At 58.5% G+C, this 10,871-nt stretch carries 11 protein-coding genes and 1 tRNA gene; 5 read left to right on the top strand and 7 right to left on the bottom strand.

Annotation, left to right across the window (positions count from 1 at the left end; all coding sequences use genetic code 11):
• Position 1: 1 nt before the first annotated feature.
• The 4 genes from HWW83_RS20690 to HWW83_RS20675 all read left to right on the top strand — a co-directional run bounded on the left by HWW83_RS20690 (position 2) and on the right by HWW83_RS20675 (position 2,856).
• Positions 2-78: transfer RNA gene (locus tag HWW83_RS20690), tRNA-Val, on the top strand.
• A 121-nt stretch (positions 79-199) separates the two neighbouring features.
• On the top strand, positions 200-505 hold the full coding sequence (locus HWW83_RS20685; RefSeq protein WP_033642910.1) for a cupin domain-containing protein: 306 nt from the start codon (positions 200-202) through the stop codon (positions 503-505).
• A gap of 393 nt (positions 506-898) precedes the next feature.
• Positions 899-2,311, top strand: a complete 1,413-nt coding sequence (gene pykF, locus HWW83_RS20680; RefSeq protein ID WP_033642909.1) for a pyruvate kinase PykF — start codon at positions 899-901, stop codon at positions 2,309-2,311.
• A 308-nt stretch (positions 2,312-2,619) separates the two neighbouring features.
• On the top strand, positions 2,620-2,856 hold the full coding sequence (locus HWW83_RS20675) for a major outer membrane lipoprotein (RefSeq protein WP_004931354.1): 237 nt from the start codon (positions 2,620-2,622) through the stop codon (positions 2,854-2,856).
• A gap of 141 nt (positions 2,857-2,997) precedes the next feature.
• Here HWW83_RS20675 and HWW83_RS20670 read toward each other — a convergent pair whose 3' ends face one another.
• The 7 genes from HWW83_RS20670 to sufA all read right to left on the bottom strand — a co-directional run bounded on the left by HWW83_RS20670 (position 2,998) and on the right by sufA (position 9,918).
• Complete coding sequence (locus tag HWW83_RS20670) at positions 2,998-4,011, bottom strand: L,D-transpeptidase family protein (RefSeq protein WP_033652724.1); 1,014 nt, start codon at positions 4,009-4,011, stop codon at positions 2,998-3,000.
• A gap of 298 nt (positions 4,012-4,309) precedes the next feature.
• Complete coding sequence (sufE, locus tag HWW83_RS20665) at positions 4,310-4,726, bottom strand: cysteine desulfuration protein SufE (protein ID WP_122004178.1); 417 nt, start codon at positions 4,724-4,726, stop codon at positions 4,310-4,312.
• Positions 4,727-4,761: 35 nt separating this feature from the next.
• Positions 4,762-5,988: a cysteine desulfurase SufS gene (gene sufS / locus HWW83_RS20660; protein ID WP_096242195.1), complete on the bottom strand. Its 1,227-nt coding sequence runs from the start codon at positions 5,986-5,988 to the stop codon at positions 4,762-4,764.
• Entirely contained in the window at positions 5,985-7,271 is a 1,287-nt protein-coding gene (gene sufD / locus HWW83_RS20655; RefSeq protein WP_047026202.1) for a Fe-S cluster assembly protein SufD, read from the bottom strand. The genes sufS and sufD overlap by 4 nt, the downstream gene beginning before the upstream one ends.
• Positions 7,246-7,992: a Fe-S cluster assembly ATPase SufC gene (sufC, locus tag HWW83_RS20650; protein WP_016927936.1), complete on the bottom strand. Its 747-nt coding sequence runs from the start codon at positions 7,990-7,992 to the stop codon at positions 7,246-7,248. Before sufC ends, sufD begins: the two co-directional genes overlap by 26 nt.
• Before the next feature lie 43 nt (positions 7,993-8,035).
• Positions 8,036-9,532, bottom strand: coding sequence for a Fe-S cluster assembly protein SufB (gene sufB, locus HWW83_RS20645; protein WP_004931367.1), 1,497 nt, complete (start codon positions 9,530-9,532; stop codon positions 8,036-8,038).
• Positions 9,533-9,546: 14 nt separating this feature from the next.
• Positions 9,547-9,918, bottom strand: a complete 372-nt coding sequence (sufA, locus tag HWW83_RS20640) for a Fe-S cluster assembly scaffold SufA (protein ID WP_004931368.1) — start codon at positions 9,916-9,918, stop codon at positions 9,547-9,549.
• A 525-nt stretch (positions 9,919-10,443) separates the two neighbouring features.
• On the opposite strand from sufA, the gene HWW83_RS20635 reads away from it, so the two are divergent.
• Complete coding sequence (locus HWW83_RS20635; protein ID WP_004931369.1) at positions 10,444-10,848, top strand: hypothetical protein; 405 nt, start codon at positions 10,444-10,446, stop codon at positions 10,846-10,848.
• Positions 10,849-10,871: the final 23 nt, after the last annotated feature.

Here is a 10,871-nt window from a genome sequence, read left to right as displayed (position 1 = left end):
TGCGTCCGTAGCTCAGTTGGTTAGAGCACCACCTTGACATGGTGGGGGTCGGTGGTTCGAGTCCACTCGGACGCACCATATTGCTGATTCACCTCTCCCCCTATCGCGTTATAATTCTCGCTGTTTCGTCTCTGCCCGACCGCTCGATTTTTCATGTCGATTGCGCCGAACTACCGCCATCAGCCATCAGGAACGCCACATGACCACCTTCACCGCCAACACCCCCTTTTTACTGCTCGACAATGGCCTTGCCCGTCGTGAAGGCGTGATGAGCGACGGTTCGCCGGCAGCGGAAGTGCGTTTCGAGACCGGGGCCTTCGGCCAGCTGCAAAAGCCCGCGCACGCGCTGCAAACCCGGGTGATATCGGGTGAATTCGAGTTCACCCTCGGCGGCGACACGCGGATAGTGCGGACCGGCGAGAGCCTGACCCTGCCGGCCAACGTCGCCAGCGGCTGCTTCTGCCTGAGCGCCGGTGTGCTGCTGGAAATCCCGCAAACGCGCTAAGCCGCATTTACAGCAAGGTTATTTGCGCAACAAGCCGTACGCAACGCGTTGCATTTGCGCCACATTTGCCCTCGTTTTGACATATCCGCCGCACCGCCGCGGTTTTTTATTTTGTTTCCCGCCGCTTAGCCTTTATAATGCGCAACGTCTATCAGTTGAATGGTTTCAGCCCTTGATCTGCGAAAACGCAATAACAACACGATTTAATCTCACCCCGTTGCGCAGCATCCCCGCGCCCCCGCGCGGGCTGAATTTTTCCGCCCCACATCAACTGTCGTCACCTATCCTTAACTATGTTTTTCACCACCAGGCACGGCTCAAATTCCCTATCGGCGTAAACAACGCCGGTCAAATTCGTTTTTTTATCCATCACAACTTGTAGAAAACTCCGCCATGAAAAAGACCAAAATTGTTTGTACCATCGGTCCAAAAACCGAATCGGAAGAAATGCTGACCAACCTGCTCAATGCGGGCATGAACGTGATGCGTCTCAACTTCTCTCACGGCGACTATGAAGAGCACGGCAACCGCATCAAGAACATGCGCGCCGTGATGGCGAAAACCGGTATCAACGCCGGCATCCTGCTGGATACCAAAGGCCCGGAAATTCGCACCATGAAACTGGAAGGCGGCAAAGACGCCTCTCTGGTCGCCGGCCAAACCTTCACCTTCACCACCGACCAGAGCGTGATCGGCAACAGCGAACGCGTGGCGGTGACCTACGCCGGCTTCGCCGCCGACCTGAAGATCGGCAACACCGTGCTGGTTGACGACGGCCTGATCGGCATGGAAGTCACCAACGTGACCGAGAACGAAGTCGTTTGCAAGGTGCTGAACAACGGCGACCTGGGCGAGAACAAAGGCGTCAACCTGCCGGGCGTGTCCATCCAGCTGCCTGCGCTGGCCGAGAAAGACAAACGCGACCTGATCTTCGGCTGCGAGCAAGGCGTCGACTTCGTGGCGGCGTCCTTCATCCGTAAACGCTCCGACGTGCTGGAGATCCGCGAGCACCTGAAAGCGCACGGCGGCGAGCAGATCCAGATCATCTCCAAGATCGAGAACCAGGAAGGCCTGAACAACTTCGACGAAATTCTCGAAGCGTCCGACGGCATCATGGTTGCCCGCGGCGATCTGGGCGTTGAAATCCCGGTAGAAGAAGTGATCTTCGCCCAGAAGATGATGATCGAAAAATGCAACCGTGCGCGTAAAGTGGTGATCACCGCCACCCAGATGCTCGATTCCATGATCAAGAACCCGCGCCCTACCCGTGCGGAAGCCGGTGACGTCGCCAACGCCATTCTGGACGGCACCGACGCCGTCATGCTGTCCGGCGAAAGCGCCAAGGGCAAATACCCGCTGGAAGCGGTCAACATCATGGCGACCATCTGCGAACGCACCGATCGCGTGATGCCAAGCCGCATCGATACCCTGAACGATCGCCGCAAGCTGCGCATCACCGAAGCGGTATGCCGCGGCGCGGTTGAAACCGCCGAAAAACTGGACGCGCCGCTGATCGTCGTCGCCACCAGCGGCGGCAAGTCAGCGAAATCCGTGCGTAAATACTTCCCGAACGCCGTGATCCTGGCGCTGACCACCAACCAGACCACCGCGCATCAGCTGGTGCTGAGCAAGGGCGTTATCCCGCAGATGGTCAAAGAAATCGCCTCCACCGACGACTTCTACCGCATCGGTAAAGAAGCCGCGCTGGCCAGCGGCCTGGCGCAAAAAGGCGACGTCGTGGTGATGGTTTCCGGCGCGCTGGTGCCGAGCGGCACCACCAATACCGCCTCGGTACACGTGCTGTAATATAAAACGTGACATAATTATCTTGATCAAAACGCCGCTTTGCGGCGTTTTTTTTATCGGCAGTAAACTATTTTTCTCAAAACGCAACCGCGATCTGCTCATTATTTAGCTAATAACAAATCGGAGTAGTCCCATGGAAGCCGGCTGTTTTCCCTCGTTTTTTTAACTAATTTGTAAAACCAGATGCAAGTTTGAGCGAACGATCAAAATAAAGCACCTCAACACTAAAAAATTATTCTCTTTCGAAAAAAGTTTGTGTAATACTTGTAACGCTACATGGAGATTAACTCAATCTAGAGGGTGTTATAATGAATCGTACTAAACTGGTACTGGGCGCGGTAATCCTGGGTTCCACTCTGCTGGCTGGCTGCTCTAGCAACGCTAAAATCGATCAACTGTCTTCTGACGTTCAGACTCTGAACGCTAAAGTTGATCAGCTGAGCAACGACGTGAACGCAATGCGTTCTGACGTTCAAGCGGCTAAAGACGACGCAGCACGCGCTAACCAGCGTCTGGACAACCAAGCTCACGCTTACAAAAAGTAAGATAGCTTTGGTTATTGAAAACGGCGCACATTGTGCGCCGTTTTTTTTTGTCTGTTTGTCGGCCTGGGCTTTCCAGCGCGGCAGGCAAAAAAAAGAGGTTCAGCACGCTGAACCCCTCTTCGACCGCTCAATCCGGCAAACTTAGTTCACCGAGCTGATTGGCGCTGCCTTGAATGGGCTCTTATTCGCCGCAGGAGCCGCTGCAGGCGTTAAACTCACCTCAGACGGGCTCTCCCCTACGTTGACCAGCACCGGCATGCCAGAGCGGCGTACAACCGCGCTATCGAACACGGCGCGATCGGTTTGCCCATCGGCAGCAAAGGCTTTCTCCGCTTTAGACAACGCGATCGGCATGGTCTGCGGATCGTCGCTTTCCACCCGCGACAGCGGCTGGTGCACTTCCACATAGCGTTTGCCGTCCGGCTCGACCGAAATCTTCACCGGATCGTTGATCACTTGCACCCGCGTACCGCGCGGCACCATGTTGAACAGCGCCTCGATATCCGTCGGACGCAGGCGAATACAGCCGGAGCTGACGCGCATGCCGATACCGAAGTTGGCGTTGGTGCCGTGGATCAGGTATTCACCGCGCCCCATCGCCAGACGCAGGGCGAACAGCCCCATCGGGTTCTCAGGGCCGGCCGGCACCACCGCAGGCAGCGTCACGCCCTGGGATTGATAGCGCTTGCGGATGTTGGCGGTGGGCGTCCAGGTCGGGTTAGGGATCTTTTGGCTGATGGAGGTCACCTCCAGCGGCGTGTGCATCCCGGTCTGGCCGATACCGATCGGATAGACGATCACTTTATTCTCGCCTTTCGGATAGTAGTAAAGGCGCAGCTCGGCCAGGTTGACGATGATCCCTTCACGCTTGGTGTCAGGCAGCAGCATTTGGGTCGGAATGGTCAGCACCGTACCCGGCTTAGGCAGGAACGGATCGGTGCCGGGGTTGGCTTCCAGCATGCCAAGCAGGCCAATCTTGTAGTCGGCGGCGATCGCCTCCAGCGGACGGCCGTCGTTTGGCACGGTATAAGTGGTGTTCTCGCCGATCAGACGGCTGTCCGGCGGCGGCAGCGGGTATTCGGTCGCACTGGCGGCCTGCGTGCCGGCCAGTACGGTGGCGAAGACCATGCCCATTAAACTCAACGCACGTTTCATTATCATCCCTATATTTTTTATGACGGTTCGCCCCCAAGGCTAACGAGCGCCTGGCGGTGGGTAAATCAGACAATACCTGATTAATACTAGCAACGCTGGCATCAAAGGCAATAAGTTCTCTAAAAATCAACACGTTATAACGTAATCGCCGTCGTCGATTGTCAACGAAACGTCAATGGGTAAGCTGCTGAAATATCACTGAATTGGGGGATAATCCCTAGGGGAAACGGTGTATTGTAAAGACTCATTGACAAAGCGAATATATCAATGAGCCTTTAAAGAGCAGTGGCGTTAAGGATCAGGCCAGCTGAGCGGCTTTACTGCGAATAGCGCGGATCATCGCCTCCAGCCCCTGTGAGCGCGAAGGCGTCAGATGTTGGCTGAGCGCCAGCTCGGAGAAAAACGGCCGCACGTCGAGCTCGACGATTTGCTGTGGCGTCAATTGACGATAAAGAATAAACACCACCGCCAGCAGCCCTTTGACGATCGCCGCGTCGCTATCGCCATGGAATTCGACCTGCCCTTGCTCATCGCGACGCATCACGATCCACACCTGGCTCTGGCAGCCGGAAATCAGGTTCTCGGCCTGCCGCTCGGCCTCGTCCAGCGGCGGCAATTTGGCGCCGAGTTCAATCACGTACAGGTATTTCTCCTCCCAGTTCAAACAGCGGGAGAAATTACGCACCAATTTGTCTTTGTCCGGCAAATTCGCCATGGGGATCCTTTTGTACCGCCGAGGACGCGCCCCGGCTAGCCTAACAACTGATGAATGCGTTGCAGCCCGGCCACCAACCGGTCCACCTCTTCGCGGGTATTATATAACGCCAGCGACGCGCGGCACATGCTCGGCACCTGATAAAACGCCATCAGCGGCATGGCGCAATGGTGGCCGGTGCGAATGGCGATGCCGTACTGATCGAGGAAGCTGCCGACGTCATAGGCATGGTGTTCCCCCAAATTGAAGGCGATCACCCCGGCCCGATGCGCTGGACCATAGATTTTCAGCGTCGGCACCTGCTTGAGCGCCTCAAGCGCGTAATGCATCAGCGACTGTTCGTAATCGCGGATCGCATTCAGCCCCAGGGCTTCGACGTAATCGAACGCCGCGCCCAGCCCCATGATGCCGGCGGTGTTCGGCGAACCGGCCTCGAAGCGCCAGGGTGGATCGGCGAAGGTGGTGCCCGCCGTCAGGCTGACCTGACGGATCATCGAACCGCCCCCTTCCCACGGCGGCATCTGCTGCAGGAGCGCCTGGCGCCCATACAGCATGCCGATGCCGGAAGGGCCATACAGCTTATGCCCGGAAAATACGTAGAAATCGCAGTCCAGCGCCTGAACATCGACGCGTTGGTGCATCACCGCCTGCGCGCCGTCCACCAGCACGGTCAGATCCGGCGCCAGGGCTCTGGCGCGGGCGATGATGTCGCGCACCGGGTTGACGGTGCCCAGCACGTTGGAGACCTCGGTCAGCGCCAGCAGTTTACAGGACGCGTCGATCAGTTCCGGCAACCGTGCCAGATCCAGCGTGCCGTCGGGCTGCAGCGGCCAAACCCGCAGCTGCAGACCGCGCTCCTGCGCCAGCATCTGCCAGGGCACGATGTTGGCGTGGTGCTCCATCTCGGTGATGAGAATCGCGTCGCCCGGCTGCAGCCGGTGGCGGCCAAAACTGTTGGCCACCAGGTTGATGCCTTCGGTGGTGCCCTTGACGAACACCATCTCTTCCGCCGAGGCGGCGTTGATAAAGCGCGCCGCCTGTTCCCGCACCGCTTCCATCTGCTGAGTCGCCTCGGCGCTCAGGGTGTGGATGCCGCGATGCACTGCGGCATAGCCGTGGCGATAGAAATCCAGTTCGCGGTCGATCACCGCCTGCGGTTTCTGCGCGCTGGCGGCGCTGTCGAGGTAGGCCAGCGGTTGGCCGTTCACCTCGCGCGCCAGCAGCGGGAAGTCGCCGCGCACGCGTTCAATCGGATAACTCATGCAGCCTCCCCCGGCAGGCGCTGGGCGATGCGCGCCAGCACCCGTTCCCGGATGGTGTCGTTGGCGATGCCTTCGGTCAGCTCGGCGGCGAAGGCGAAGATAATCATCTGCTGCGCCGCGCGTTTGTCGATGCCGCGCGACTGCAGATAAAACAGCTGTTCTTCATCGATACGCCCCACGGTGGCACCGTGGCTGCACTTAACGTCGTCAGCGTAGATCTCCAGCTGCGGCTTGGTATCCACTTCCGCCACTTTCCCCAACAACAGATTGTGGTTGGTCATCTGCCCGTCGGTTTTGATGGCGTGTTTGGCCACTTTGATCATGCCGTTGAACACCGCTTTGCCGCGATCGCTGACCACGGTTTTATGCAGCTGGCGGCTTTCGCAGTAGCCCTTGTTGTGTTCCAGATAGGTGCGGGTATCGCAGATCTCCTTGCCCACCGGCAGCACCAGGCTGTTGATCACCAGATTGGCGCCTTCGCCGTTCAGCTGCGCGCTGGTGTTGTGGCGCGTCAGGCCGGCGCCCAACAGGAAGCTGTCGCTTTTCACCCGCGCGTCGCGGCCGATGACCAGATCGTTATGGGCAAAGTGGTAGCTCGGCCGGCTTTCAAACGCCAGCTTGCAGTGCAACAGCCCGGCGTTGTCCGCCACGTTGGCGGTCAGGCGCGCGCCGGTAAAGTGCGCGGCCTCGCTCAGGCTGACATAGTGTTCGATCACTTCCGCCTCGGCCCCGCGCCCAATCTCCAGATGATGACGATGATGCACGGTATTCACTTCCCCCGTCACGCCGCGGCCGCTGCTGATATGCAGCAGGTACAGCGGCCGTGTGGGGGCTTTACCGGCCGGCAGACGGATCAGGCTGGTTTCCTGCGCCAGGCTTTCGGTCAGATGCAGGAAGACTTCGGGCTGAATGGGCTCCGGCAGCGCCTGCGGCGTGCCGTAGGCGGTCAGCTCGAACTGGTAGTCGCCCAGATCGCCATCGCTGAGCGCGGCACTGTAGCGACCGTCGATAAACACCAGCCGGCAGGCGTCGATACCGAGCGCCAGCGCCTCGAGCTGCGCGGCGTTCACGGATGCGGGCTGCGGCTCAAGGAAGTGCTGCTCCAGCAGCCCCTCGAGCGGCGTGTATTTCCAGTTCTCATGTTTGCGCGTCGGCCAGCCGAGGCGCAGCGCCTGCTGCCAATGCGCCAGCGCATGGGGCGAACGCTCGCCGCCGCGGCCTTCGAACAGACGATACAGCTGCTGCAACGCGTTGGCGTTACTGTTGGTCGGTAAGCCAGCCATAGCCTTGCTCCTCCAACTGTTTCACCAGCGAGAAATCGCCGGATTTGACGATGCGCCCCTGGGACAGCACGTGTACGTAATCCGGCTGGATGTAGTCCAAAATGCGCTGGTAGTGCGTGACGATGATAAAGGCGCGCTTGCCGTCCCGCAGCGAGTTGACGCCGTTGGCGACGATTTTGAGCGCATCGATGTCCAGACCGGAGTCGGTTTCATCGAGAATGCACAGATCCGGCTCCAGCGCCGCCATCTGCAGAATGTCGTTGCGCTTTTTCTCGCCGCCGGAGAAACCGACGTTGACCGAACGGGTCAGCAGATCGGCCGGCATATCCAGCAGTGCGATCTTCTCTTCGATGAAATCGGCGAAGTCAAAGCGATCCAGCGGCTCCTGTTCGCGGTATTTGCGCACCGCGTTGACCGACGTCTGCAGGAAAAAGTGGTTGCTGACGCCGGGGATCTCCACCGGGTACTGGAACGCCAGAAACACGCCTTCGCCCGCGCGATCTTCCGGATCCAACTCCAGCAGGTCCTTGCCCTTGAAGGTGACTTCCCCTTCGGTCACTTCGTACTCTTCACGCCCGGCCAGCGTGGCGGACAGCGTGCTCTTGCCCGAGCCGTTCGGCCCCATGATGGCGTGCACTTCGCCCGGTTTGATCTCCAGATCCAATCCCTTGAGGATCTCGTTGCCTTCCACGCTCACTTTCAAATTCTTGATGCTTAACATGCTGTGTCCTCAGATAGCGCCGACGGCGCTAAAAATGCGGCGATTAGCCCACGCTGTGTTCCAGGCTGATGGCCAAAAGTTTCTGCGCCTCGACGGCGAACTCCAGCGGCAGCTCGGAGAAAACGTCCTTGCAGAAACCGTTGACGATCATCGAAATGGCGTCATCCTCGCTGATGCCCCGCTGCAAGCAGTAGAACAGCTGGTCGTCGCCAATCTTCGAGGTGGTGGCTTCGTGCTCCAGCTGCGCGCTGTTGTTGCGCGCTTCAACGTAAGGGAACGTATGGGCGCCGCTGTCCGGCCCGATCAGCATCGAGTCGCACTGGGTAAAGTTACGGGCGTTTTCCGCCCCCGGCAGGATTTTCACCAGGCCGCGATAGGTGTTCTCGCTGTGCCCGGCGGAAATGCCTTTGGCGATGATGGTCGACCTGGTGTTTTTGCCGATGTGGATCATCTTGGTGCCGGTGTCCGCCTGCTGATGGCCGCTGGTCAGCGCCACCGAGAAGAATTCGCCGATCGAATTGTCGCCCTGCAGGATCACGCTCGGGTATTTCCAGGTGATGGCCGAGCCGGTTTCCGACTGGGTCCAGGACATTTTCGAGCCGGCGCCTTCGCACAGCGCGCGCTTGGTGACGAAGTTGAGGATGCCGCCCTTGCTCTCGCCGCCGGAGAACCAGTTCTGCACCGTCGAGTATTTCACTTCGGCGTCTTTATGCAGGATCACTTCCACCACCGCCGCGTGCAGCTGATAGCTGTCGCGAACCGGGGCGGAACAGCCTTCGATGTAGCTGACGTAGCTGCCTTCGTCGGCGATCAGAATGGTGCGCTCGAACTGGCCGGTTTTGGCGGCGTTGATACGGAAATAGGTCGACAGCTCCATCGGACAGCGCACGCCCTTCGGCACGTAGACGAAGGTGCCGTCGGAGGCCACCGCGGCGTTCAGCGCGGCGAAGAAATTATCGTTGGACGGCACCACGCGCCCCAGATACTGGCGCACCAGATCCGGGTATTCCTGGATCGCTTCGCCGAACGAGCAGAAGATCACCCCGCTCTCCGCCAGTTTTTCACGGTAAGTGGTGGCGACCGAGACCGAGTCGAAGATAGCGTCCACCGCCACCTCGCTGCCCTCGCGCACCGGCACGCCGAGCTGGTTGAACGCCAGCTCCACTTCGCTGGTCAGGTAATCTTTTTCCGTCGCCGCGCCCGGTTGCTGCTCGGCGCCGGGCTGCGAACCGCAGGCGTCGTCGCAGCTGCCGCAGGACGGCGCCGAATAATAACTGTAGTCCTGGTAGTTAAGGCGTTCGTAATTGGCCTTCAGCCAGTGCGGCTCTTCCATCTGCAGCCAGGCGCGGTAGGCCTCGAGGCGGAATTCCAGCATCCACTCGGGTTCGTTGCGCTTGGCCGAGATAGCGCGCACCACCTCTTCGTTGATGCCCTTGGCCAACTCATCGGTTGCCAGCTGGGTGAAGAAACCTTCTTTGTAGCGACCTTCGCTGACCCAAGCCTGCACTTCATTAGGCATTTCTACATTGCTTCGTGTCATGTTGATTGCATCGCTCAAACGCCAAAACTCTCGCCGCACCCGCAGGCATGCTGAGCTTTAGGGTTATTGAATTTGAATATCTGATTCAGCCCTTCGCGGACATAATCTACCGTGGTGCCGTCAATAAACGGCATCGCCTTCAGCGGCACATAGAGTTTGGCGCCGTCGCGCTCAAACAGCAGATCGTCATCGGCGGGTTCGCGGGTCAGATCCAGCACATAGGCAAAGCCGGCGCAGCCGGATTGTTTTACCCCTAGCTGCAGCCCTTTCACCTGCGGATCCTGCTGCATCAGTTTCGTTATTTGTCGTACGGCGCTGTCGCTGAGCGAAATGCCTTGCCAGACATTCTCGTCCAAAGAAAAAGTGCCGACATTTTCCGTTTGCATAGGGTCTACCTCACACTCGTGTTTGGCCACAGCCAATCTGGGTTACTTATATGTTAGTGATAACGATTATCACTTCAACCGTTTGTTTTGCGGGGGTATCCGCCGCGAGCGCGGTTTTTCGCTGCGGCGTGCGGCAAGCCAGCGGGACATCCGTGGCGGCTTGCGGCGTGTGGCGGCAAGGCGTGCATGCTATCCCTATGAATTTGTTCTTTATCCTGCATCACCGTACCGCACTCCCCGGTGGCCCGTCAGCGTTACAGCGCCGCGGTGCGTTGCCGATCTAAACATTCATAGAAAATACCTATTTCTGCATTCTGTCTGTCGTAAATGTGCGTTTATCGGCATTTTGCGCCGCGGCGCAAGGCGCGGCCTTTAAGTTAAAGTTTAGTCGCTCTGGGTTAAGTTGGGCCGTCGATGGCCTTTTACCCCCATGGAATGAAAAAACGCCGCCACGGGGATTGATCGGCAACGCGGCAGTTTATATGATAATGATTATCATTCAATTTGAATTTGAGCGCGAAGCCAATGACTCTTTCGATCAACGCATGGTTGCTGGGCAAGATTGATGACTACAAATTCAGCGTGCGCGACGCCACGGTGGACTTTTATATGGCCGAAGCGGCGCTGCGCCGCCCGGAATGCAATATTGATCATCTGAAGCGGTACAACAGCGTCAGCCTCACCATGGCCAATCTTTGCCTGGAGAACGGCGATGATGACAGCTATCTGCACGCGCTCAGCAAGCTGCACAACCGGCTGATCGTCGAGATCAACAATCCGCAGCGCTGCCAGCTGTTTCGGGTGCAAAGCTACCACTTCGCCCGCCACACGCTGACGCTGATCTGCCAAAAATATGCGATGGAAGGCACCTGGGAGAAGGCGAACGCGTTTCAGAAGGACTTCGTCAAACGCGTGCCGTTTCAGCTGTAAAACGAAGCGCTCCGCAGGCCGAT

The organism is Serratia ureilytica (assembly GCF_013375155.1).
Lineage (GTDB): Bacteria > Pseudomonadota > Gammaproteobacteria > Enterobacterales > Enterobacteriaceae > Serratia > Serratia ureilytica.
This window is presented reverse-complemented; position numbering and strand designations above follow the sequence as displayed.

Coding starts and splice junctions, on each gene's coding strand:
- sufD (WP_047026202.1), bottom strand. CDS start 7,271: ATGGCTGGCTTACCGACCAACAGTAACGCCAACGCGTTGCAGCAGCTG.
- sufA (WP_004931368.1), bottom strand. CDS start 9,918: ATGCAAACGGAAAATGTCGGCACTTTTTCTTTGGACGAGAATGTCTGG.
- HWW83_RS20635 (WP_004931369.1), top strand. CDS start 10,444: ATGACTCTTTCGATCAACGCATGGTTGCTGGGCAAGATTGATGACTAC.
- HWW83_RS20685 (WP_033642910.1), top strand. CDS start 200: ATGACCACCTTCACCGCCAACACCCCCTTTTTACTGCTCGACAATGGC.
- pykF (WP_033642909.1), top strand. CDS start 899: ATGAAAAAGACCAAAATTGTTTGTACCATCGGTCCAAAAACCGAATCG.
- sufC (WP_016927936.1), bottom strand. CDS start 7,992: ATGTTAAGCATCAAGAATTTGAAAGTGAGCGTGGAAGGCAACGAGATC.
- sufB (WP_004931367.1), bottom strand. CDS start 9,532: ATGACACGAAGCAATGTAGAAATGCCTAATGAAGTGCAGGCTTGGGTC.
- sufS (WP_096242195.1), bottom strand. CDS start 5,988: ATGAGTTATCCGATTGAACGCGTGCGCGGCGACTTCCCGCTGCTGGCG.
- sufE (WP_122004178.1), bottom strand. CDS start 4,726: ATGGCGAATTTGCCGGACAAAGACAAATTGGTGCGTAATTTCTCCCGC.
- HWW83_RS20675 (WP_004931354.1), top strand. CDS start 2,620: ATGAATCGTACTAAACTGGTACTGGGCGCGGTAATCCTGGGTTCCACT.
- HWW83_RS20670 (WP_033652724.1), bottom strand. CDS start 4,011: ATGAAACGTGCGTTGAGTTTAATGGGCATGGTCTTCGCCACCGTACTG.